At 69.6% G+C, this 24,320-nt stretch carries 15 protein-coding genes; 6 read left to right on the top strand and 9 right to left on the bottom strand.

Annotation, left to right across the window (positions count from 1 at the left end):
* The first annotated feature begins 101 nt into the window (after positions 1 to 101).
* The gene (locus HEP85_RS30755; protein WP_168530791.1) at positions 102 to 893 is read left to right on the top strand and encodes a trypsin-like serine protease; all 792 of its coding nucleotides are present in this window, start codon (positions 102 to 104) and stop codon (positions 891 to 893) included.
* Positions 894 to 1,116: 223 nt separating this feature from the next.
* Here the strand turns inward: HEP85_RS30755 and HEP85_RS30750 are convergent, their stop codons facing one another.
* Complete coding sequence (locus tag HEP85_RS30750) at positions 1,117 to 2,394, bottom strand: winged helix DNA-binding domain-containing protein (RefSeq protein ID WP_248002128.1); 1,278 nt, start codon at positions 2,392 to 2,394, stop codon at positions 1,117 to 1,119.
* Between the two features lie 325 nt (positions 2,395 to 2,719).
* Here HEP85_RS30750 and HEP85_RS30745 point away from each other — a divergent pair, with 325 nt between their 5' ends.
* The gene (locus HEP85_RS30745) at positions 2,720 to 3,718 is read left to right on the top strand and encodes a magnesium and cobalt transport protein CorA (RefSeq protein ID WP_369658140.1); all 999 of its coding nucleotides are present in this window, start codon (positions 2,720 to 2,722) and stop codon (positions 3,716 to 3,718) included.
* Between the two features lie 55 nt (positions 3,719 to 3,773).
* Here the strand turns inward: HEP85_RS30745 and HEP85_RS30740 are convergent, their stop codons facing one another.
* Both HEP85_RS30740 and HEP85_RS30735 read right to left on the bottom strand, forming a co-directional pair.
* Complete coding sequence (locus HEP85_RS30740; protein WP_168530789.1) at positions 3,774 to 4,337, bottom strand: dihydrofolate reductase family protein; 564 nt, start codon at positions 4,335 to 4,337, stop codon at positions 3,774 to 3,776.
* Positions 4,338 to 4,454: 117 nt separating this feature from the next.
* Positions 4,455 to 4,859, bottom strand: a complete 405-nt coding sequence (locus HEP85_RS30735) for a nuclear transport factor 2 family protein (protein WP_168530788.1) — start codon at positions 4,857 to 4,859, stop codon at positions 4,455 to 4,457.
* Between the two features lie 260 nt (positions 4,860 to 5,119).
* On the opposite strand from HEP85_RS30735, the gene HEP85_RS30730 reads away from it, so the two are divergent.
* Together HEP85_RS30730 and HEP85_RS30725 are read left to right on the top strand one after the other, a co-directional pair.
* On the top strand, positions 5,120 to 6,796 hold the full coding sequence (locus HEP85_RS30730) for a SpoIIE family protein phosphatase (RefSeq protein WP_168530787.1): 1,677 nt from the start codon (positions 5,120 to 5,122) through the stop codon (positions 6,794 to 6,796).
* Positions 6,797 to 6,954: 158 nt separating this feature from the next.
* Positions 6,955 to 7,593 (top strand): TetR/AcrR family transcriptional regulator, encoded by a 639-nt coding sequence (locus HEP85_RS30725; protein ID WP_168530786.1) that lies wholly within the window; start codon positions 6,955 to 6,957, stop codon positions 7,591 to 7,593.
* Between the two features lie 81 nt (positions 7,594 to 7,674).
* On the opposite strand, the gene HEP85_RS30720 is transcribed toward HEP85_RS30725, so the two are convergent.
* From HEP85_RS30720 to HEP85_RS30700, 5 genes are all read right to left on the bottom strand, one after another.
* Positions 7,675 to 9,645 carry a discoidin domain-containing protein gene (locus HEP85_RS30720; RefSeq protein WP_168530785.1) on the bottom strand — a complete coding sequence of 657 codons (1,971 nt, stop codon included), beginning with the start codon at positions 9,643 to 9,645 and terminating at the stop codon, positions 7,675 to 7,677.
* A 153-nt stretch (positions 9,646 to 9,798) separates the two neighbouring features.
* A complete protein-coding gene (locus HEP85_RS30715; protein WP_369657914.1) occupies positions 9,799 to 13,359 on the bottom strand; it encodes a choice-of-anchor D domain-containing protein in 3,561 nt (1,186 codons plus the stop codon).
* A gap of 394 nt (positions 13,360 to 13,753) precedes the next feature.
* Positions 13,754 to 16,924, bottom strand: coding sequence for a carbohydrate-binding protein (locus HEP85_RS30710; protein WP_369657913.1), 3,171 nt, complete (start codon positions 16,922 to 16,924; stop codon positions 13,754 to 13,756).
* Positions 16,925 to 17,419: 495 nt separating this feature from the next.
* Entirely contained in the window at positions 17,420 to 18,931 is a 1,512-nt protein-coding gene (locus HEP85_RS30705; protein ID WP_168530784.1) for a glycoside hydrolase family 71 protein, read from the bottom strand.
* Between the two features lie 113 nt (positions 18,932 to 19,044).
* Positions 19,045 to 20,274: an LCP family protein gene (locus HEP85_RS30700; RefSeq protein ID WP_248002126.1), complete on the bottom strand. Its 1,230-nt coding sequence runs from the start codon at positions 20,272 to 20,274 to the stop codon at positions 19,045 to 19,047.
* 294 nt (positions 20,275 to 20,568) lie between these two features.
* On the opposite strand from HEP85_RS30700, the gene HEP85_RS30695 reads away from it, so the two are divergent.
* Complete coding sequence (locus tag HEP85_RS30695; protein ID WP_168530783.1) at positions 20,569 to 21,972, top strand: exopolysaccharide biosynthesis polyprenyl glycosylphosphotransferase; 1,404 nt, start codon at positions 20,569 to 20,571, stop codon at positions 21,970 to 21,972.
* Between the two features lie 71 nt (positions 21,973 to 22,043).
* Here HEP85_RS30695 and HEP85_RS30690 read toward each other — a convergent pair whose 3' ends face one another.
* A complete protein-coding gene (locus tag HEP85_RS30690) occupies positions 22,044 to 22,988 on the bottom strand; it encodes a GDP-L-fucose synthase (RefSeq protein WP_168530782.1) in 945 nt (314 codons plus the stop codon).
* A 152-nt stretch (positions 22,989 to 23,140) separates the two neighbouring features.
* Here HEP85_RS30690 and gmd point away from each other — a divergent pair, with 152 nt between their 5' ends.
* Positions 23,141 to 24,154: a GDP-mannose 4,6-dehydratase gene (gene gmd, locus HEP85_RS30685; RefSeq protein ID WP_168530781.1), complete on the top strand. Its 1,014-nt coding sequence runs from the start codon at positions 23,141 to 23,143 to the stop codon at positions 24,152 to 24,154.
* Positions 24,155 to 24,320: the final 166 nt, after the last annotated feature.

The raw sequence follows: 24,320 nt of genomic DNA, 5'->3' as shown, positions 1-24,320 counted from the left end.
GCGTCGTGCCGCTCGCTCGGGCACACGGCGTCTGCCCGCAGGCGCCGTGTCCAACCCCCCACACCCGTGCGTCCCCCCACCGGCAACTTCTGAGGAGATCCATGTTCGCGCTCAAAGGCGCCACGAAGACAGCCGCTCTGTGTACGGCGGCGGCCGCCGCCGCCACGACCGCTCTCCTGTGCGCGCCGGGCGCCGTCGCCGCCCCCCGGCCGATCGTCGGCGGCACGACGACCACCACGACCGCGTACCCGTTCATGATGCAGATCACGGACGCCTCGCAGAACCAGTTCTGCGGGGGCACCCTGGTCGCGGCCGACAAGGTCGTCACCGCCGCCCACTGCATGGTCGGCGAGACGACGAGCAGTGTCCGCGTAGTCGGCGGCAGAACGTACCTCAACGGTACGAACGGCACCGTCAGCAAGGTCGGCAGGATCTGGATCAACCCCGGCTACACGGACGCCACCAACGGCGACGACGTGGCCGTGCTGACCCTGTCGACGTCGATGTCGTACACCCCGGCGTCGTACGTCGCCTCCACGAACACCGGCGTGTACGCGGCCGGTACCACCGCCCGCATCGTCGGCTGGGGCACCACGTCGGAGAACGGCGGCTCCTCCAACCAGCTGCGCACCGCGACCGTCCCGATCGTCTCGGACTCCAGCTGCGGGAGTTCGTACGGCTCCGACTACGTGGCCTCCGACATGGTCTGCGCCGGTTACACCAACGGCGGCACCGACACCTGCCAGGGCGACAGCGGCGGCCCGCTGCTCATCGGCGGTGTGCTGGCCGGCATCACGTCCTGGGGCAACGGCTGCGCGGAAGCCGGATACCCCGGCGTGTACACCCGCCTGACGACTTTCTCGAACCTGGTGAAGACGCAGATCAACTCGTAGTCACCGGACCACTCCTGGGCATCGCTCAGGCACAGACCAGGGGGCGTTGCGGGCCTCCACGAGCGGCCCGCAACGCCCCCTGTTCCAACAACCCGTCACGACACGCGGGTACGACAGACGAGTACGGCGCGCGAGTACGGCGCGCGCATCCGGCGGAGACGCACGCCCTACGCACACGGCGGGCGCGTCCACGGAGGGCCCCGCAGGCGCGTCCGAGGCGGACCTACCCGGTGACCGTCCCGAAACGGATGTCGTACGACCCGTCACCGGACATCACCCGGAGCATCCGCTCCGCCTCCCCGACCACCTCGTCCCGCTGCCCCTTCGTGAGCCTGCCGAAGGGTTCGACGGTGAGGACGTTCCCGTCCTGCCGCCACACCCCCGCCAGGAATCCGTCGACGAGGAGGGCGCGGTAGGCCTGGTTGCCCGCCCAGGTACGCCCCTTGAGGGCGGCGGGCACCACACGGGAGCGGTCGGCGTGCGCGAGGAGCAGGTTGTCGAACTCGGGCAGGAGACGCGGCGGGGCCGGCGTGTCCGCGTCCGGGCGGGGCGCGTCCGGAAGATCGAAGAGTTCGACCCCCTTCTCGTCGCGGAACGTCACCAGCCGTGGCCGCAGCCGCTCGAACGCCTCCCGGAGCCGGGTCAGCCCCGCCCAGGTCTGCATGTCCTTGACGGAGGCGGGCCCGAAGGCGGCCAGGTAGCGCAGCACGGTCGCGTCGGGAGCGGGCGTGGGCTCGGCGGGGCGGCCGAGCCAGTGCTCGGCCGTGGTCAGCGCGACCTGGCCGCTGCGGCCCCACAGTCCGCGCGGGGTGACCTGGACGAGCGGCAGCCCGCAGCGCGCGGCGACCGACAGCGCGAACGGGTCGGCGTCCGGCCACTCGGCGAGCAGTTCCTCCCGCAGCTGCTTCATGGTGCGCGGCTCGGCCTCCACCAGCTCACGGCTGATCACGGCGAGCCGCTCCAGGTCGACGCCCACGAGCCCCTTGCGGAAGGCGTGGAGTTCCCGGTCCCGGGCCGCCTGCACGAGCGGGCGCAGAGAGAGCGCGTCGTCGGCCGTGTGCGTGTGGATGGTGGAGCGCAGGGTGACGATACGCACGACGGCACGGTCCGCCATGGCCGTCGACAGATCCCCGGGACAGAACCCTTCGAGGCGCGCGGCGAGGGCGTAGTACGGCGGTTTCACGTTCTGCGCCTGGAGACCGACGAGGTGCCCGACGGCCTCCGTGGCGGTGAGAGCGGCGGACCGGCGCAGCAGGTGCTGGCGCTCCAGGGTCGCGCGGTTGAGGGCACGGGGGCCGAGCACGGGCACGCCGGGGGCGGCCTTGCCCGCGCGCGCCGTCGCATGTGGCCGCACATGAGACTGTGCATGTGTCTTCGCACGTGCCTTCGTGGGCGCGCCCGGCTGCGCCATCGCCTGCGCGTCCGTATGCGTACTTCCGCCATACGCCTCGGCGCCGCGCCCCTCCGGGGAGCCCGCCGTCGTGCCGTTCGTCCTCGTCATGTCCCGCACGCTAACGAGGCTTGCGGACACCTTCTGTCCGCGATTCCCGGCGAGCCTGGACCCGGTCGGCACGCCCGCCCCCTACCCGTGACATTTGACCCGTATATCCTGCTCGGTGATCACCCACACGTACGGACCGACATGGGAGGCAGCGGCAATGTCCGAGCGACGCCCCCGCCCGGCCGCTTCAAGCAACGGCAAGAAGTCCGTCTGGCGGCGCGCCCTCAACGCGGCTTAAGCCGCGCCCCCCGTCACACCCCCGGCGCCCAGCCCCGACCCGCCGGCGACGGAACTCTCCGACACCGGCAGCGTCGTACAGGCGGCCCTGTACCGCGACGGCGTACGCGTCTCGACGCCCGGGTCCCTCGCCGACACCTTCCGTGAGCTGCGCGACCAGCCGGACGGCATGGCGTGGATCGGCCTGGCCCGCCCCACGGAGGCCGAACTCCTCTCTCTGGCCGCCGAGTTCGACCTGCACCCGCTCGCCGTCGAGGACGCGATGGAGGCGCATCAGCGTCCGAAGCTGGAGCGCTACGGCGAGACTCTCTTCGTCGTACTGCGCGCCGCGCGCTATCTGGACGCGCTGGAGGAGGTCGACTTCGGCGAGCTGCACGTGTTCGTGGGCCCCGACTTCCTGATCACGGTCCGGCACGGCGCGGCGCCGGACCTCTCCGCGGTGCGACGCCGGATGGAGGACACCACTGAGCTGCTGAAGCTCGGTCCGGAGGCCGTCCTCTACGCCATCCTCGACTCCGTCGTCGACGGGTACGTGCCCGTCGTCTCCGGCGTCCAGAACGACATCGACGAGATCGAGACCGAGGTCTTCCGCGGCGACCCCGCGGTCTCCCGCCGCATCTACGAACTCTCCCGCGAGATGGTCGAGTTCCAGCGGGCCACCCGTCCACTGGTCGGCATGCTGCACGCCCTGATGGCCGGCTTCGCCAAGTACGGCACCGACGAGGAGCTGCAGCGCTACCTCCGCGACGTCGCCGACCACGTCACCCACACCAGCGAACGCGTCGACGGCTTCCGCCAGGCCCTCGCCGACATCCTCACGGTCAACGCGACCCTGGTCACCCAGCAGCAGAACGCCGAGATGCGCGCCCTGGCCGAGGCGGGCTTCGAACAGAACGAGGAGATCAAGAAGATCTCTTCCTGGGCGGCGATCCTGTTCGCGCCGACGCTGGTCGGGACGATCTACGGGATGAACTTCGACCGGATGCCGGAGTTGCACTGGATGCTCGGGTACCCCTTCGCCATCGTCCTGATGGCGGTTGTCTGCACCAGTCTGTACGTCATCTTCAAGCGGAAAGACTGGCTCTGAGCAACCGCCTCGGGAGACTGGGGTCACGGCACCTGTCGACCTTCGTGACGGGCGCTCAGCGCCTCGTCTCGTACCTGGTCAGGATCACGCCGGAGGGAAACGTACGCGTCTCCACCAGGTTCAGGTTCACCCAGCTGTCCAGCCCGGCGAAGAACGGCGTGCCGCCGCCCACCAGGACCGGCGCGGTGGCCAGCACGTACTCGTCGATCAGCCCGGCCCGCATGGCCGCTCCTGCGAGCGTCGCGCCGCCGATGTCCATCGGGCCGCCGTCCTCGGCCTTGAGCCGGGTGATCTCGGCGACCGCGTCACCGGTGACCAGGCGGGTGTTCCAGTCGACCTTGTCGATCGTCGAGGAGAACACCACCTTCGACATGTCCCGCCAGCGGCGCGCGAACTCGATCTCCGCCGGGGTGGCGTCCGGCCGCTGGTCGCCGGTCGGCCAGTAGGAGCTCATCGTCTGCCACAGCTTGCGCCCGTACAGCGACAGGTCGGTCGCCCGCAACTGGTCGGACCAGAACTGGAACAGCTCGTCGCTCGGCACGCTCCAGCCGATGTCGTCGCCGGGCGCGGCGATGTAGCCGTCCAGGGTCAGGTTCATGCCGTAGATCAGTTTCCGCATGACGCCAGCCTTCCGTGAGTCGGTCTCGCGCGTACAGACCGGCGCGGCGCGGGAAACTCGTCGGTGCGCGATCTGAGTTCGCATGGAGATCTCCCGCTCACATCGAGCGGTTGCCGCTCATCGGCCGGGAGGGAACTCGTCACCGAACATCGGCGCATCGCCGGCGGATTCGGCGCGGGTGGCTTCGTCCTCCCAGACATCCCAGTGCTCGGCGAGCTTTCCCTTCTCGATGCGGACCACGTCGGCCACCACCGAGGCGGCGGGAGCTCCGATTCCGGAGTAGCGGCCGTAGAGCATGACGTAGTCACCTTCGGCGATGACGTACTGGTTCTCGTAGCGCAGCGTTTCGGGGAGGGAGCGGACGAGACCGAACAGACCTTCCCGGCCGGGCGGGATGTGCCTGCTGTGCTGAACGTAATCGTCCGACCAGAACTCCTCGGCTGCCGCATATTCACGTTTGCCGAAAAGCGTGTCGAACGCGTTCAGTACCAGTTCTTTGTTCTTCTGTTCGGGCGTTTTCATGTGAACCTCCAAGGGCGAGGTGACGACGAACACAGGGTTTGTTGACCAACTGGACCACTATAAACACGAAGTGGTCCAATTGGTCAACAAACCGTCGTACGTGATCCCGCGCGGGCCGGCGCCGGGCGCGCACGGCTCGTCCGCACCGGATGGCGGACAATGAGAGTGATCGCGATCGTCACGAGACTGCTCCCAGACAGACGGAAAGTGGGCTCAGACGTATGGAGGAGGTCGCCGCCGAGAGCGCTGCGGTCGAGCGCGTGAGCGAAATCGCCGAGATGACCCGGGCCCTTGCCGGTGCGGTCACCGGACATGACGTGGCCGATGTCATGACAGCCCACATGGCGTCCCTGTTCGACGCCAAGGGCGTCGGCGTCTGGGCTCACGAGGACGGCCGGGCGCTCCTGATGGGCAGCGCCGGCTACTCGAAGGAGAGTCTGCGCCGGTTCGAAGGTGTCCGCATCACGGAGCTTCCGTCGTCGGCGCAGTCCTTCATCGAGGGCACTTTGGCCTTCGTCTCCTCCGCTGAGGAGTTCATCGCCCGCTATCCGGCGATCGCCGACCTGCCTGCCGCGACCGGGATCCAGGCGTGGGCGATCCTGCCGCTGGTCGCTTCGGGGCGCACCGTGGGCGGCGCCTGCGTCGGATACGGCCTTCCGCACTCGTTCGACAGCGAGGAACGCACCCTGCTCACGGCGATGAGCGGGATGGTCGCCCAGGCCCTGGAACGCGCCCGGCTGTACGACGCCGAGCACCGACGGGCCCAGGAACTCCAGCGCGGTCTGCTCCCGCGCCATCTGCCGACCCTGCCGGCCGTGACCACCGCCGCCCGTTACCAGCCCGCCCGTGACGGCACGGATGCGGGCGGCGACTGGTACGACGTCATCCCGCTGTCGGCCGAGCAGGTCGCCCTGGTCGTCGGAGACGTCATGGGGCACGGCGTGTCCGAGGCCGTCGCCATGGGCCGACTGCGCACCGCGGGCCGTACGCTCGCCGATCTCGAACAGCCTCTGGACGAGCTCTTCTTCCACCTCAACGAGGTCGTCAGCGGCCTCGGGGACGGCTTCTACGCCACCTGCCTCTGCATCGTCTACGACCCGGTCAGCCGCATGTGCCAGGCCATCACCGCCGGCCACCCTCCGCCCGTCATCCTCCGGCCCGACGGAACCAGCTACTTCCCGGACCTGCCCGTCAACCCTCCGCTCGGCGCCGCCACCCCGCCGTTCGACACGGCCGAGTTCAGCCTGCCCGACGGCACCACCATCGCCCTCTACACGGACGGCCTCGTGGAGTCCGGCGGGCTGGACATCGACGAGGGCATGGGCCGTCTCGCCCACTGCCTTCGCCCGGCCCGCTCCGGCTCCAGCTCCGATCCCGACCCCGGCTCCGACCCCGACCCCGACCCCGGCTCCGGCTCCGGCTCAACGGAGTCGGCGACGGAGACCCCCGACGCCCTGTGCGACCGCGTGATCGCCGGACTGCTGCCCGACCGGGGCAGCCTCAGCGACGACGGCGCGCTGCTCGTCGCCCGCACCCACGCGCTGGCCGCAGAGGACATCTCCTGCCTGCGGCTGCAGAACGATCCCACCGCCGCCGGCCAGGCACGCAGGCATGTCCGGGCCCAGCTCACCGCCTGGGGCCTGGACGAGGTCATCATGACGACCGAACTCGTCGTCAGCGAACTCGTCAGCAATGTCGTCCGCCACGCGAGAGGACCGATCACCCTACGGCTGCTGCGCGGCCGAACCCTCGTCTGCGAGGTCGCCGACGCCAGCCCCGTGATGCCCAGGATCCGCCGAGCGGCCGACACCGACGAGGGTGGCCGCGGGCTCCAGCTGATCGCCGCCGTGAGCAGCCGGTGGGGCGCCCGCTACACGGCGTCCGGCAAATGCATCTGGACCGAGCAGCCCCTGCCGGCCGGCGCGCTCGGCGCGTGAGTCCCACGCACCTGTGTCCACACCTGGCCACGCGCCGACCCTTGAGGCCGCACATCCGGCGGGCCACCCGTCGTCGGCCGGATCCCGCCCGTACGGCAGCTCCTGAGCACCGCCGACCATTGTGGACCGGACGGACCACAACGGCGTACCGTAGGCGCATGGGACGAAAGCGAGGCTTCGACGAGGCCACTGTGCTCGATGTCGTACGCGACCAGTTCTGGACGACCGGGTTCGCCGGCACCTCCACCTACGACCTCATGGACGCGACCGGCCTCGGCAAGGGCAGCATCTACAAGGCGTTCGGCAACAAGCACGACCTGTATGTGCGTGTCTTCTCGGACTACTGCCAGGACCTCGTCGCCCAGGCCCGCGAACAACTGCGGGGCGGCCCGCGAGCGGTGCTTCCGTCGCCGATGGCACGACTCGAGCGTTACCTCGTCACCCTCGCCCGCACCTTCGCCGGTGAGTCGCCCCACCGCGGGTGTTTCCTCACCAAGGTCACCGCGGACCGCGCGGGCGAGGACGAGAAGGTGGCGCAGACAGCCCGCCGCGCGTTCGACGATCTCGCCGGCACCTTCGCGGCCACGATCCGCGACGCCCAGGACGCGGGGGAAGTGGCCGAGCACGTCGACTCCTCAGCTCTCGGATATCTGATGCTCAGCGTCATCAGGGGCATCGACTCCATCGCCAAGGCCGATGTCGACGGGGCGATGCTCGAGCGGACGGCGCGATCCGCCGTGGCCCTGATCCCCAGGACGGACCCACCTCGCACGGAGGGCCGAGGCCCCGGCGAGTGACCGGGAAGGGCACGCCTGCCCGGTAGAAGCCGCCCGCGGCGTGACGAGGGCCGCGACCGTGAGGTCGAGGCCCTCCGTTCATCAGACGCCGAAGACCTGGAACTCCGAGACCTGCCCGGCCGGCCAGCCGCTGTTGGCGGTGAAGGTGAGCCGTACGTAGCGGGTGGTGACGGTGGAGGGGAACGTGAGAGTCGCGGTGTTCCCGGTCGCCGGGTCGAAGGTGTAACCCGCCGAGGCGAGAAGCGTGGCGAAGCTGCCGCCGGTGCTGCCCTGGACGGAGACGGTCTGGGTACGGGTGCCCCAGGCGGTCGCCGGGGGAAGCCGGAGGACGATCCGCCTGACGCCGGTGGAAGCGCCCAGATCGACCTGGAGCCACTGTGGGAAGGCGTTGTTGGTGGACTCCCAGTAGGTGTTGGCGTCGCCGTCGGTCGCGTTGTCCGAGGCGTACGTCTGGGTGTGACCGCTCTCCGTGGTGGGGCGGTGGAGAGCGAGGTTGACATTGCCGGACGGGGCGTCGGTGGTGACGGTGACCTGGTTGGAGGGCTGCGACACGTTTCCCGCGGCGTCGAGGGCGACGACGTCGAAGGTGTACGTGGTGGCCGCGCCGAGCCCGGTCACCGTGAACGCGGTGGCGCCGGTGGTGCCCACCTGGGTGCTGGTCGAACCGGACACCTGAAGGACCCGGTAGCCGGTGACACCGACGTTGTCGGTCGAGGCGTTCCAGGCCAGCGAGACGGAGTTCGTCGTGTGCCCGCCGGCGGTCAGCGCACCCGGCGGGGCGGGCGGTGTGGTGTCGCCGCCGGTGGGGACGATCGGCTGGGTGGGACGGGTGGCGGTCAGCGCCAGCTGGCCCTTGAGCATGCGGCCGCCGTCGCCGGTCAGGCGCAGGTAGTAGTCGGCGGAGCAGGCGGTGCCGTCCTCGTCGAGGGCGAGGAACCCGGAGTTGGCGGGCACCCAGGCCTGGGTCTCGGCGGTCTTGGCGATCTGGTTGCCCTCGTTGTACTCGTCGAACATCGAGATGTAGATGCCCTGTGCCCCGGCCCGGACCACGTTGTAGAACTGCCGCCACATGAAGTCGCCGTGCGCGCGCTGGCGTCCGGACAGGTCGCCGGGCAGCACACAGGGCTGGTAGTCGATGCCGTTGGCGTTGCAGTCGGCCTGGTCACCGACGGTGTAGGTGGTGTAGGCGTTGTCGGCCTCGGCCACGTTGCCGATGGCGCCGACCATCCACGGCGAGATCATGTGGAAGGCGTGGTAGACGCCGAGATAGCCGGCCCGTGAGCCCCCGGTGCCCGTCCGCCATTCGCGCGGGACACCGCCGATGACGTAACAGCCCTGGCCCTTGAACCAGTTGATGACGTCGAGGCAGGCGTCGGCCGTGAACGGGTGGTTGTTGTCGTCGAAGCCGAAGCCCCAGATGCAGACGACGGGCTTGCCGTTCTGCCTCGCGTACGCCGGGGAAGCGGTGTGCGCGGACATCTTGTCCGTCCAGTCCGTCTTGATCTCGGACTGCATGTTCGTCCAGTTGGTGACGTCGTACATGAGGTAGAACTTGCGGCCGTACGACTCGGCGGCGCTGCGCACCTTGGTGGCCATGGCGTCGCGGGTGGGGCCCTCGCCGCCGGTGGGGTTGAAGCGCTGCAGTGCCGCGGTGTCGATGCCGTTCTGCTGCATCCACAGGAAGTGCGTGTTCACCGTCTGCTGGTCGTACGAGGAGAACAGCGTGGCGGGCCGGCCGTTGCCGAAGGCGGCGTACGACGTCTGATAGGTCCTCGTGTAGTCACGCAGGTCGGGCCAGCACTTGATGCCGGTGTTGGACGGCGACGGCGGCTGGCCCCAGTTCTGCGTCCAGTGCCACCAGCCGTTGATGGGGGCGCCGTCGCCGATGCACGCGAACCAGCCCTGGTAGCCGACGCTGACCTTGCCGACCACGTCGCCCGGCGAGCCGGCCGCCGAAGCGGGCGCCGCGAGTACGGTCTCGGCGACTCCCGTCGTTCCCACCGCGGTGGCCGCGATCGCGGCCTGCAGGAAGACCCTGCGTGTGACACCCATCTGGACTCCTCCGGTCGGCTGTCGACTTCCGTCGACCACGGGCGTACGGACTTGGCCGACCGGCGCCGACCGTGCCCCTGTGGGGGGCCGGGCCCATCGGATCGGGTGGGTGCCGCCGGGCCCGAGCGCGCCCGGCGGCACCCACGGGTCGGATCAGGTGTTCCAGACCTGGAACTCGGAGATCTGCCCTGCCGGCCAGCCGGTGTTCGCCGTGAGGTTCACCCGGAAGTAGCGCTGGGTGGCCGCCGTGAACGTGAGGGTGACCGTGTTGTTGGTGGCGGGGTCGAAGGTGTACGTGGCCGACGACTTGACGGTGGTGAAGGCGGAGCCGTCGGTGCTGCCCGACAGGGACAGCGTCTGGTTACGGGCGCCCCAGCCGGCCGGGAGCTGGAGGACGACTCGGCTCGCGCTCCGCGCGGAACCGAGATCCACCTGCACCCACTGCGGGAAGGCGTTGTTGGCGCTCTCCCAGTAGCTGCCCTGGTTGCCGTCCGTCACGTTGGACGACGCGTACACGTCGGCGTGGCCGGACTCGGTGGTGGGCTTCCCGGCCGCCAGGTTCTGGTTCGCCGCGCCGGCCCCGATGCCGGTCAGCGCGACCGTGGTCGTGCCGTTCGACGCGTTGCCGGCGATGCTGAGGTCGCCGGTGCGGGTGCCGGACGCGGTGGGCCTGAACGTGACGTCCACCGTGCAGGAGGCGCCCGCCGCGATCGACGTCCCGCAGGTGTTCGTCTGTGAGAAGTCGCCCGTGACGGTGATGCCGGAGAGGGACGCGGCCGCGGTACCGGTGTTGGTCACCGTCACTGTCCGCGCGCCGCTGGCGGTGTTGAGCGCCTGACTGGGGAACGACAGCGACGTCGGGTCGGCCGACAGGGTCGCCGGCGAGGAGCCGCCGCCGCTCGGGAACACCTGGAGGGCCGACAACTGGGCCGCGTTCCAGCCCGAGTTGGCGCTGATGTTCACCCGCACGTATCTCGCGGTGGCGGCGTTGAACGTGATCGTCGCCGTGTTGTCGTTGGCGTTCGGGTCGAAGGTGTACCCGGCCGACGCCTTGATCGTCGAGAAGCTGGATCCGTCCGTGGACCCCTGCACCGACAGGGTCTGTGTGCGAGCCGACCACGCCGTCGCCGGCGGCAGCTTGAGCACGACCTTGCCGATGCTGAAGTTCCGGCCGAGGTCGACCTGGGCCCATTGCGGGAACGAGCCGTTCGCGCTCTCCCAGTACGTCGACGTGTCCGGGTCGGTGAGGTTCGAGGGGACGTACGGACTGCTGCTCGAACTGGCCGTCGCGGGCCGCCCGGCGGCGATGTCGGTGCCGCTGTCGATGCCGCTGCCGGACAGGGACACGGTGGTCGGGCTGTTGTTGGCGTTGCTGGTGACGGTCAGGTTGCCGGCCCGCGATCCGCCCGCGGTGGGCTTGAACCCGACGCTCACCGTGCAGGACGCGCCGACCGCGAGGGTCGAGCAGTTGTTGGTCTGGCTGAAGTCACCGGTCGCCGCGACGCCGGAGATGTTCGCCGACGCGGTACCCGAGTTGGTCACCGTCACCGTCTGCGCGGCGGCCGACGAGCCGACCACCGTGCCGTCGAAGGACAGGCTCGCCGGGTCGGTGTTCAGCACCGGGCCCGGCGCGGTGCCGGTACCGGAGAGGCTGACCGTGTTGGTGGTCCCGCCCGCGTCGACGGTCAGGGAGCCGCTACGGCTGCCGGTCGCCGTCGGCGCGAACCTCACACTGACGGTGCACGAGCCGTTCGCCGCGATCGACGAGCCGCACGTGTTGGTCTGGGAGTAGTCGCCGCCGGCGGAGATCGACGAGACGGACGCGGCGGTGCCGGTCGGGTTGGAGACCGTCACGGTCTGCGCGGCGCTTGTCGAACCGGTGGCGACCGAACCGAAGTTCAGCGCGCCGGGGGTGGCCGTCACGCCTTCGGCCGGGTAGGGCGGGTAGACCGGAGCCGGCCAGCCGCCGCAGTACGGCGTGCCGCTGATGCCGGAGTTGCCGCCGCCGTCAGTGACGGCGAAGTTGCCGCCCGAGCAGTTGTACACCGGGGAGGAGTTACCGACACCGGTGGCCGTGACGTTGGTGAACTTCGCCGCGCCGGCGGTCTGCTCCTGAAGGGCGAAGGTTCCGGTCCCGGCGATGGTCACGTTGTTGAGGTTGACCCCGCTGATGGTGCCCTCGACCCATTGGACGGCTTCGTACGGGCTCTGCTGGATCAGTGCGTTGGTCACGTTGATCGGGCCGGTGATCGCGCCCTGGCTGCCGTCGAACCACAGTGCGCCCACGCCGAACTGCCAGTTCGGGTCGAGGCTGCCGGCCCGGATCATGGTGTTGTCGGAGATCGTGGTGGTGCCGACCGGCGTCGAGGTGAAGCGCTGCCCCACGTGGATGCCGCCGCCCTGGGCGATGCCGGTGTCCACCACCCGGTTGCCGCTGACGGTGTTGTCGTGGCCGCCGTAGATCGCGATGGCGTTGGCGAGGATCTGCAGGGACACGGTGTTGTCGGAGATCGTGTCGCCTGCGTCGGCACCGATACCGGAGTCGGCCCAGGTGGCGATGCCGTCGTCACCAGTGTTGCGGATGTCGCTGTTGGTGACCTTCGAGTTGGTGACGGCGCCGTGGAAGTTGATGCCGTCCGCGGTGGTGTCACGGATGCGCATGCCGCTGAACGTCAGTCCGTCCATCGGTCCGTCCATCCAGGCGCCGACCTTCATGTGGTCGATCCACACGCTGGAGACGGTCGAGTCGCTCATCGCGCCGCCGATGCCGTTGACCTGGGCGCTGTCGTCGCGTTCCTGCACGTTGCCGAAGATCGCGAAGTTCTGCAGACGCACGCCGGTGCTCGCCGAGGGCGCGGATCTGCCGTAGAAGCCGGGTGCCGTACCGGTGACGGTCGAGTACCACATGCCGGCACCGGCGATCGTGACGTTGTTGACGCTGATATGGCCGGGGATGTTGTAGGTGCCCGGCGGGATCCACACCGTGCCGCCGGGTCCGGCGGCGCTGATCGCGGCGTTGAACGCGCTGGTCGCGTCGTTCACACCGGTCGCGTCGGCGCCCTTGCCGGTCACCGACACCGACCCCGACGGTGCGGCCAGGGCGGCGCCGACCTGCTCGAAGTCGGCGAAGTCGATCGTGTACGAGGAGGCGGTGTCCCCCGAATCGACCTGCAGCTTGAAGGTCGTTCCGGCCGGATAGGTGGTGGAGAACAGGCGGTGGGCCTCGTCGTAGAAGTGGTGGGGGTTGCTGCCCGGCGAGTTGGTGAAGGGGTAGCTGCCGTAGTACCAGCTGTAGGCGTTGGTCAGGGTGAAGTCGGGCTGCTTGACGCCGTTGACGTACAGCGACAGCGGGGCGGTGTAGACCGAGCCGTTCGAGGTGTCGGGGATGCTGTACCGGAAGTTGATCGAGTTGGTCGCCACCGGCGTGGTGAACGTGACGTACTTGCCGGTGCCCTGGAGCGTCGTCGCCTTGCGATACGACGCCTCGTCGGCCAGCTGGCCCTGGGTGTAACTCGGGCCGATGGACGTGCCGTTGGTGGCGGAGTTCTCCGCCTGCACCTCGACGTACGGCAGGCTCGCGCCACTGCCGCCGGTGGCGGCGGTCGCCGCCCGAGCGGGTTGGACGGCCAGAGCCAGGACGCCGATGGCAGCCACCATCGCGGTGGTGACCGCCCAGACGAGGGCTCGTCTCAGATCTCGGATGGAATGGAACACTGGACCACTCCTTTCATCACGAAATGCCGGAACTGTTCCACTGGCGCCGCCGGACAGGGAGGGACGGGAAACCAGTGAGAACGCAAGCAATCGGCGCAGACCGGCGCGGAGCCGGACACCTCGCCGGGCCCATGGACCGCGATCGGCGAAGCGACTCGAGGGAAGGACGGGGGGCGGGGAGATGAGGGGGGACGGTGACGACGCAAGGGGGACCGTAATATCCATGACATGAACGCGCAATAACTGGACAGGATTTTGCAATATAAAAAATTCAGCCCGCAAGATCTAATGCGACCCCGGACTGCGGTCGGCAGCCGGCCGTCCGGCGGGTGGCCCGGGCACGTCGACGGTGCCGCCGGACGGGGTGTCCGGCGGCACCATCGGATGGGTGGGGTCAGGAGTTCCAGATCTGGAACTCGGACACCTGGCCCGCGGGCCAGCCGCTGTTGGCGGTGATGGTGACGCGGAAGTAGCGCTGGGTGGCGGCGGGGAAGGTGAGCGCGACGGTGTTGCCGGTGCTCGGGTTGAAGGTGTACGCGGCCGATGACTTCAGGGTGGTGAAGGTGGTGCCGTCGGTGCTGCCGCCGAGGCTCAGGGCCTGGGTACGGGCGCCCCAGGTGGCGGGCAGCCGCAGGACCACGCGGGAGGCGCTCCGGGCCGAGCCCAGGTCGACCTGGACCCACTGCGGAAACGCGTTGTTGGCGCTTTCCCAGTAGGTGGACTGGCTGGCGTCGGTGATGTTGGCGGAGGCGTAGACGTCGGTGTGACTGGACTCGCTGGTGGGCTTCCCCGCGGCGAGATCGGTCTGGGTGGTGCCGGTGCCCGACAGGGCCACCGTGGTCGGGTTGTCGGACTGGTCGCCGGTCAGGGTGAGGATGCCGGTGCGAGTGCCGGAGGCGGTGGGTTCGAAGGTGACGGAGACCGTGCAGTGCGCTCCGGCGGCCAGGGAGGTGCCACAGGTGTTGCTCTGCGCGAAGTCACCGCCGGCGGTGACCCCGGTGATCGAGGCCGTGGCGGTGCCGGAGTTGGTGACCGTGACGGTCTGCGCGGCGCTGGTCGTGTTCAGCGCCTGGCCGGCGAAGGTCAGTGATCCGGGGGACGTGGTCAGGGTGGCCGACGGCGAGCCGCTCCCCGCGGCGAAGCCGAGGTGGTTGATGTTCCAGCCGCCCGCGTCCTGATGGAGAGTCAGAACCTGTCGGCCCGCGGGCAGGACCACATGCGTGGCCACGGTGGCCCAGGTCTGCCAGTCGCCGGTGGCGGGCAGGTCGACGGCTCCGGTGAGGTCGGTGCCGGCGGCGTCCGACAGGTGCAGTGCGCCGGCCACCGCGGACGGAGCCGCTACCCGGAGGCCGAGGGTGTAGGTGCCGGCCGTGGCGACGTCCACGGTGTAGCGGAACCACTGTCCGCCGCTGGTCCAGCCCAGGTTGTAACCGCCCCCGGTGTCCGAGGTGTTGTCCAGGTCCACCCCGTCGGCGCGGTAGGCGTTGGCGCTGCCGTTGACGGAGGTGACGTTGTAGGCCAGCCCCTGGCCGCCGGTGTCGTAGTTCTCCGCCTGCACCGTGCCGGGCACGGCGGCCGGGGTGCCGCCGTAGGGGCCCTCGGGAGCGGCCGGCGGCCAGTCGTTGTCGCTCAACGTCGCGACGAAACCACTGGAGTTGTTGACGAAGGCCGACGTGCCGGAGCGGAGCCCGGTGACCGTATTGCCGGTTATGGTCGCTGAACCGGTGGGCGCGGGGTAGAACGGCGGGGAGATCGCGATGCCGTTGCGGCCGGGATCGCTGACCGTGTTGTCCTGAAGCAGGGTGTGGGTCGAGGTGGAGAAGCCGATCCCGTCGTAGAGGGAGCCGGTGACGGTGTTGCCGGTCACCGTGACCTTGTCGACGATCCCGGCGTTCTGTCCGTCCCCGCCGTTGCCGATGTGCAGGGCGGGCTGGCCCTGGCTGTAGGCGTTGCCGCCGGAGCGGACCACGGTGTTGCCCGTCACGGTCGCGGACAGCAGGTCACTGCCGTTGACACCGAAGCGCCCGGCTCCCAGACCGATGTAACGGGCCGTGTCGCTGATGTAGTTGTCCTTGACCTGGTGGCCGCTGCCCCCGTAGATCCCGACACCCTTGCCGCCCCACGGTGCGATCGAGGTGTTGTCGCTGACCGTGACATTGCTCATCGGCTGGTAGAAGGTCTTGGAACCGTCGCCGTTGGTGTTGTAGTCCACCGAGTTGATGGCGATCGCGTCGTCCCCGGTGCCGCGGACGAAGTTGTCGGTGACCGTCAGGTTGTTCCCGGTGTCCGCGCCCAGCGACACGTTGTTGACGTTGATCCCGTCCGCCCAGATCGATGTCAGCCGGCTGTTCTGTACCTTCCCGCCGGTGCCGGAGGCCCAGAAGCCCGACATGGTGTGCTGGGTCCAGATGCCGTCGGCCAGCCAGTCGGTGCCGGTGGTGTCCATCGCGCCGCCGTCCCCGCCGATGGTGCTCCGGCTGACGGCGTTGGCGTCGATGTGGAAGTTCCGCACGGTGCAGGAGGTCAGGTCGAACAGTGCCGGCAGCGGTGTGCTGTTGGGGACCGGGACGTCACGGTAGATCGTGCTGTACCACATGCCCGCACCCGCGATGGTGATCCCCTGGGCGTTCAGTCCCGCCGTGCCCTTCACGTAGAAGGTGCCCTGCGGGATCCACAGGGTCCTGCCCTGCGACCGGGCCTGGTCGATGCAGTTCTGGATGGCGGCCCGGCTGTCCACCGACTGGCCGTCGGCCGCGCCGTTGGTCGGGCTGTTGTCCGCCACCGCACCGCAACTCGTGATCGAGACCGAGTTCGCCGGCTGCGTCAGCGGCGCCGGCGGGTTCTCCACATCGAGGGAATCCACGTCGTAGAAGGACGCGCTGTTGTCGGAGTCCTTCCGCAGCGAGAACGTGGCGCCCGCCGGGATCGGGGACCCGGTGACGAAGGTGTGCGACTCGTCCCAGAAGACCCTCGGGTCGCCGTCGGCCGGGTTCTGGTTGTCGCTCGTGTTGTAGTTGCCGTTGCCCTCGTACACCCAGCTCTGCCGCGAGTTGAGGTTCAGCTCCTGCCGGAACACTCCGTTGACGTACAGGGCCAGCGTCCCGGTGACTCCACCGCCGGATGCCGAATCCGGGATGCTGGCACGGACGTTGACGAAGGAGATCGGCTGTCCGGTGGTGTTCGTCCACTGCACCGACTGGCCCGTGCCGTCCAGGTGGACGTAGGAATGGCCCGAAGCCTCCAAGGCGGCGCTCGAGTACTGCGTCGTCGGCGCCGAGGTGAGCGACCGGACGGCCGCGCCCCCGCCCGGCGTTCCCTCCTCGGCCTCGTAGACCGAGAACGGCGTCGTCGCACCGGCCGCCGCGCTCGCCGCCGCATGCGCCCGCGCCTGCCGGGGGGCGTGTGCCGCCGGGCCGGCCAGGAGCGCCTTGGACGGCGGCGCCTCCTGCGCGGCGGCGGCCGGTAAGACGGACACGCACATCGCGCCGACCGCGGCGACGGCGGCCACCGCCAGTCGGCGCCCGGCGCGGCGGATGCCGCGCCGGGGTCTGGGGATCGTCAGCATGTGATGCTCCTTCACGGAGTCGGGAAACCGGCGCCCCGACCGTACAGAGCCGCCATCCACCCCGCTAGATTCCGACGAAGTAAAGAATTAATCACGCAAGTGGCTGCAAGTTTCTTGCTGTATTCCGCAAATATCCGACGAGGCTTGGATCACGCGGTGGCCGTACTGGCTCCGCGGCTCGCCGGTGGAGTCAGTCCCGCCATCTGTCCCGGAACAGCCAGGTCAGCCGCTGAGCGCAGTGGTACCGCCAGAGCCACGACGGCAACCGCCGGTGGGCCACGTAGGACCACAGATCGACCTCGCTCGGACTGCCCCGGCGGAGCCCGCAAAACCGGGCTGGATCGGTGTGGCCGGGGTGCGGGGCTGGTGGGAGTTGTCGCGCCCGGTCATGCCCCGGCGGGATCACGATCTACGGCTGGAGTGCGGGAAGCGGACAGCCGATGCGGCACCCGTGATGGCGGGGACAGCCGGACATCCGCACCCTCGTCCGCCGAGTCACCGTCCGCTGGAGACCGCGTAGTACTGAAGGTCCTGCACCGTGGCCGTGCGCCGCGCCGGATAGCGGGTCGTGACGGCCGCGGCGGTGTCCCCCGCGCGGCGGATCACGACCTCGGTTCGGCCCGGGGTCAGCGGCAGGTCCTGGGCGTTCACGCCGACGGGAGCGCGGTAGGCGTGGGGCACGGTGCCCACGCGCGCGGACACCGCGGCGGGCGCCGTCAGGTAGGTGAGCAGTTCCACCTGGTCACGCGGCTGCGCGGTGCCCGGACGCGGACGCATCAGCCGGGGCTGAAGCGAGGCACTGCCGGCATCGGTGAACTGGACACGGGAGGTGACGTACACGGTGTCACGGACGATCCGCGGCCAGGCCCCCGTCTTGAAACGGGTGAGGTAGTACGAGCAGATGTCCAGGTACGTGCGGCCGTTGTGCAGCGAGGGAGCGAACTGGCTGCCCTCCGAGTAGTCGTTCCAGGTGGTGAGCTGCACCCAGTCAGCGCCGTCGGAGATCGCGTGGTTCCAGGTCGACCGCAGGGTGGCGGTGTTGCCGGCCTCGTCGTAGATCCCCTGATTGGGCCGGGCGTCCTGCACGGACACGGCCTGCATCCACTTCTTCCCCAGCGCATGCGCGAGCTGGATGTCGCCGGGCACGTTGTCCTGACGGGTGTAGCTGCGGTTGCCCCAGGACGAGAAGGCGTAGCTGACCGGAGCGAACCTCTCGGCGTTGGCGCGGAAGTCCAGGAAGACCGGGACCAGCGCGGTGCCGATGCCGTGTTCGCGCAGCCGCGCGGTGACCTGGCCCCACCAGGCGGGGTCCTGGGCCTCGGCCTTGAACGGGGCGACCACGAGGCGCCCGTCGGCCAGCCGGTATGCGGACGGGGACGCGGCGAGCAGGGCCAACTGGTCGGCGAGAGTGCGCGGGTCGGTGTGCAGGGAGGTCATGTCCGGCATCAGCACGATGCGGAAACCGGGATCGACGCGCCGCGCCGCACGCAGCAGCATGTCGACGCGCTGACGATTGGCGCCGGTCAGGGAGAGGATGTCGACGGTGAATCCGTCGATCCCGGAGTCACGGGCGGTCCTCACCTCTGTTTCCAGATTGGCGAGTTGCCAGTCGCCGTCGGACGGCGACACGGGCAGGGGCCGGTCGCGCAGCAGTCCGCCGTAGGCCGCGTGCTTGCCCTCTTCGCCCTGTGGCGTGAGGTAGTTGCGGGCGTAGTAGTCGCGTTGGGCGGGCTGGTTGTCGAGGGAGAGCGGATACGGCGGGAAGTAGTGCGCGAAGACCTTGTGCGGGCCGGCGCGCAGCACACCGGCGGCCGGCAGGTCGAAGGGGAGCGCCGCGGTGTTCGTCCGCTCGGCGCGGGGCACGGCGTCCTCCCGGTCGAGGGCCAGGCCGGTGCCGGCGATCAGCCCGATCAGGAGCAGGCCGAAAACGGCACCGAGTGCGGTGCGCCGCCGCCGGCCTGACGGCTTACCGTGCCGGCGCGCTGGACGAGCGGGCTGTTCCGTCATGGGTGTCCTCCGCGGACGCCGATGGGCCACCGGGGCGAACTGTACGGTATGGGCGGCCCGTTGAGTGACGAGACGTCGTCGGACGGGAACCTTGGGTGATCACCGCCGTCCCGTCAGGATGTCGTGGCACCGAGCCGGTCGACGTCGTGCGACTGAAGGTAGTCGTCGACGGTGTCCTTGCGCATGGACCGCCACAGGTCGGCTCCGGCACCGGCGTCCAGGAGGACCACGGACTGGCCGGAGATCATGTCGGTCCCCTTGGCGGGAGCGTTCATGAACACCATGTTCCCGGGGCGCACGTTCCTGTTGTCCCACAGCAGGTCGCGCAGGTCGCCGTCGCCGAGCCGGTCGTCGACGCTCACGGCAGCGGTGAGGTCGTCCAGCACCTTGCCTGCCTTGACGGGGTTGGTGAAGGTCGACGGGCGCATGACCTTCGCCAGCACCGTGCGCAGGAAGTACTGCTGACGGTGCGTCCGGTCGAAGTCGCCGCGAGCCAGGTGGTGGCGCTCACGTACGTAGGTCAGGGCCTGGGTGCCGTTCATGTGGCGGCTGGCGCCGTCCACGACGAGGTCCACTCCGCCCAGGGAGTCGGTGAGGTTCTTGAAGCCGTCCCAGTCGATGACGGCGAGATGGTCGACGCGCACCTTCGTCAGCCGCTGCACGGTGTCGATGAGCAGCGGAGGTCCGCCCCAGGAGAAGGCCGCGTTGAGCTTGGCCTTTCCGTGTCCGGGGATGTCCACCCACGCGTCACGGGGCAGCGAGACGACGTACGCGCCGGAATGGTCGGCCGGGAGGTGGACGAGCATCATCGTGTCACTGCGCTGGGCCCCGTACTTCCACTCGGGGGCCTTGGCGTCGCGGCCCGTGGTGGGCAGTTCGGAGCGGCTGTCGACGCCGACGAGGAGGAAGGTCTGACCGCCCTCGGAGGGTGCCGGCTGCGCCGCGGCGGGGACCTGTGTCGGGAAGACTCCGGAGATGCGGTCGACGTTCCCGGTGTAGTGCTCGACGGCCCACCAGACGACTCCGCCCACCATGAACAGGCCCACGGCGAACAGTACGAGCGCCCCCAGGAGCACTCGACGCGCACGGCTTCTGCGCCGCCGGGGCCGCGCACTCGGGTCTCCGGAGGCGTCGATCGCCTGGTCCGACGGGTCTCTTGCCGGCTCCTGGACGTCCGCGGGTTCGGCTTCCGCCGAGCCGGCTCCGCTCGCCTCCTCCTCCCGGTCCACGACTTCGTCCCGGCCTGTCACTTCGGCCTCGGTCGTGCTCTTGTCCCCCACCACGTACCCCCACATCAGCGCGGTACGGCCCCTTCCGTACCGGGCGCACACTGTAGCCAGCACGTTCGATGTTCGTACACCTTCGCGTCATACCGGCATCCGCGAGATCAACCAGCGAGGACGGCGCGGGATTTCATACGGCTCGGCACTTCTCCATGACGTTCAGGTAAACGCTCACATGCGTACACAAGTTTGCCGTACTGTTCACCATCGTGCCGCATGTTCGACGAATAGGTGTTCGCGACGTTCGGTAACTCGTGCTGCTGAATGTGCCTGGGGGGGTACATGTGGGATGTTCAGGCCACTGATTCCGACAGATCACGCAGGGCGCGCTCACGGGCGCGCTCCTCGCTTTGGATGGGACGCAAGTCCCGTTGGTATCTACCCGCATCGCTGATCACCGACCTCGTCGGCGCCGGCGTTCCGGTCGCGTTGACGTTCTTCGCCGCACACCAGCGGCGGGCGGTGCCGACCGGCATCGTCGCCGGACTCGCCTGGGCGGGCGTCCAGTTGTTCCGCTCGCGCTACGCGGCCCGGTCCATCGGCGAGAGCAGGGGCACGCTTCCGGTGCTCCACGACTGGTTCATCCTGCTGGGTGTGCTCGCGGTGGGGCACGCGGCGGCGGGTGCGCGGCTGCGCGCGCCGCTGTGTCTGGCGGCGTTGCTGCCCGCCCTGGTGCTGACTCTGCTGTGCCGCAAGGCGGTGCACCGTCATCTCGCGTCGGTGCGCCGCAGGGCGCAGGCGGTGATCAAGGTCCTGGTGGTGGGCGAGGCCGCCGCCGCGGACGGGGTCACCGCGCATCTCGCCGCGCGCACCGACCATCCGTACGTGGCGGTGGGCGCCGTCCCGGTCGGACCGGGCCCGTTCGCCTCGGGGATCCGGACCGGGGAGCGGCTCGCCGCCGCCCAGCCGGAGGCACCCGGGGAGGACGCCAACCTGGTCATCAGCGCGGTGCACCGTCTCGGCGCCGATCTGGTGCTGGTCGTCCCGGGCGCCGCGACCTCCGGGGAGCGGCTGCGCCGTCTCTCCTGGGGCCTGCACGACGCCGGCATCGAACTCTTCGTGGCGCCCGGTCTGGTGGAGGTGTCCGTCAAGCGTCTGGAGACCGGATCCGCCGGCGGGATGTCACTGCTGCGGGTGGCCCCACCCGTACGGGAGGGGATGCAGCCGCTGCTCAAGGGGATCCTCGACCGCACCATCGCCCTGCTGGGCCTGCTCGCGCTGGCGCCGGTGCTGCTGGTGGTCGCGACCGCGGTGAAACTGACCTCGCCGGGGCCGGTGCTCTACCTCCATGAACGCGTAGGCCGGGCCGGAAACCCCTTCGTGATGTGGAAGTTCCGCACCATGCGGGCCGGCGCCGACCGCCAGAAGGCGGAACTGGCCGCGGACAACGAGAACGACGGGCTGATGTTCAAGATGCGCCGTGACCCCCGGGTCACCCGGGTCGGGCACTTGCTGCGCCGCACCTCGCTGGACGAACTGCCCCAGCTGGTCAACGTTCTCAAGGGTGACATGTCCCTGGTAGGTCCACGTCCGCCGCTCGCCGACGAGGTGGCGCACTACACACCCGTCGAGTGGCGCCGGCTGTCCGTGCGGCCGGGCATGACCGGTCTGTGGCAGATCAGCGGACGCTCGGACCTCTCCTGGGACGAAACGATTCAGCTGGATCTCAGCTACGTCGACAACTGGTCGTTCACCAGTGACGTGGATGTCATGGCCCGCACGTTCCGCGCCGTCGTCGACGGCCGCGGGGCCTACTGAGAGCGCCGCCCGTGACCGCACAGTGCCCCGGCGCGCGCCGCACGCCGGGGCCCGTGAACCAGCCGGGTCCGTCAGCCGTCGGCGCCGTCGCGCCAGTGGGCGTAGGTGGCGGCGATGCCGTCGCGCAACGGGATCGCCGGCTTCCAGCCGAGTTCCGCGATCCGCGAGATGTCGAGCAGCTTGCGCGGGGTGCCGTCGGGCCGGCTCGTGTCCCAGGCGATCCGGCCGGTGAAGCCGGTGACCTCGGCGACCGTCGCGGCCAGTTCGCTGATGGTGAGGTCGTTGCCGCAACCCACGTTGACCGGCTCGTCACCGTCGTAGGAGCGCAGCAGTACGGCGCAGGCCGCGGCGAGGTCGTCCACGTGCAGGAATTCCCGGCGCGGGGTGCCACTGCCCCACAGGACGATCTCCTCGCGCCCCTCGGCCGCGGCCTCGTGGAAGCGGCGGATGAGCGCGGGCAGGACGTGCGACGTCTCCAGGTCGAAGTTGTCACCGGGCCCATAGAGATTGGTCGGCATGGCGCTGATGTACGACGCGCCGTACTGGCGCCGGTAGGACTGCACCTGGACGATGCCCGCGATCTTGGCGAGTGCGTACGCCTCGTTGGTGGGCTCCAGCGGACCGGTCAGCAGCGCGTCCTCGCTGATCGGCTGGGGAGCGTGCTTGGGGTAGATGCAGGACGACCCGAGGAAGAGCAGGCGGCCCACGCCGGCGGCGTGGGCCCCGGCTATCACGCTGAGCTGGATCTGGAGGTTCTCCTCCAGGAACTGCACCGGCTGGGTGCTGTTGGCCATGATGCCGCCGACCTTCGCGGCGGCGAGCACCACCGCGTCGGGGCGCAGGGCGGCCAGTTCGGCCGCGGTGCGGGTGGCGTCGCGCAGGTCCAGTTCGGCGCGGGTACGGGTGAGCACCTCGTGTCCTTCGGCGGCGAGCCGGCGGGCCACGGCGGAGCCCACCAGGCCACGGTGGCCGGCGACGAAGACACGGGCGCGTTCGGGCAGGAGCGATGCGGTCATGAGCCGGATCATGCCAGGGCCCGCGCGATCAGCACGCCCGTATCGCCAACTCGGGTGATATTTCCAATAGTTCATGACATGCGACCCGTGCTTCGCGGGCGTACGGACCGGATCCGTCCCCTCGGCGGGTCCGGCAGGGAGGGGAACCCCGCATGACCAAGACCGCGCTGATCACCGGCGTGACCGGGCAGGACGGCTCGTACCTGGCGGAGCTTCTGTTGTCGAAGGGATACCGGGTGCACGGCCTGGTGCGGCGGTCGTCCAGCTTCAACACCGAGCGGATCGACCACATCTACCAGGGCCCCCAGGAGGCGGAGCGCCGCTTCGTGCTGCACCACGCCGACCTCGCGGACGGGGTGGCACTGGTGAACCTGCTGCGCGAGATACAGCCGGACGAGGTGTACAACCTGGGCGCCCAGTCCCATGTGCGGGTCTCCTTCGACGCGCCGCTCTACACCGGCGACGTGACCGGACTGAGTACGCTGCGGTTGCTGGAGGCCATCCGGGCGAGCGGGGTCGAGACCCGTATCTACCAGGCCTCGTCCTCGGAGATGTTCGGTTCCACACCGCCCCCGCAGACCGAGGACACCCCCTTCCACCCGCGCAGCCCGTACGGCGCCGCGAAGGTCTTCGCGTACTGGACGACCGTCAACTACCGCGAGGCGTACGGCATGTTCGCGGTCAACGGCATCCTGTTCAACCACGAGTCGCCGCGCAGAGGCGAGACCTTCGTGACCCGTAAGATCACCCGCGCCGTCGCCCGGATCAAGGCCGGCCTTCAGGACCGTCTCTACCTGGGCAATCTCGACGCGGTCCGCGACTGGGGGTACGCGCCCGAGTACGTCGAGGCCATGTGGCGGATGCTCCAGCACGACGAGCCGACGGACTACGTGGTCGCCACCGGAGTCCCGGCCACCGTGCGGCAGTTCCTGGAGACCGCGTTCGCCCACGCCGACCTCGACTGGAACGAGCACGTGCGCTACGACCCCAAGTACGAGCGCCCCAGCGAAGTCGACGCACTGATCGGTGACGCGTCCAAGGCGCGCGAGACGCTGGGCTGGCGTCCCACCGTCCTGGTCGAGGAGTTGGCGCGGATCATGGTCGACGCCGACGTGCGGCAGGTGGAGAAGGAACTCGCGGGGGCCGTCGTGCGTATCGACCGCTGACGACGATCGACCGCGGAAGGGCGGACGCGCAGACGGATGCGACCGCCGGGTGTCACGGGATGACCGTGCACACATCGAAATTTCCCACTAGATGAGTCAAGTGCGTTCCATGAGGTGTCATGTACTCGTATGGTTCGCGAGCAAACAGTTCACGCGGCCCGTGCGG

The organism is Streptomyces sp. RPA4-2 (assembly GCF_012273515.2).
Classification (GTDB): domain Bacteria; phylum Actinomycetota; class Actinomycetes; order Streptomycetales; family Streptomycetaceae; genus Streptomyces; species Streptomyces kaempferi.
Note: the sequence above shows the minus strand (reverse complement) of the source record. Positions and strands in the feature narration are given on the sequence as shown.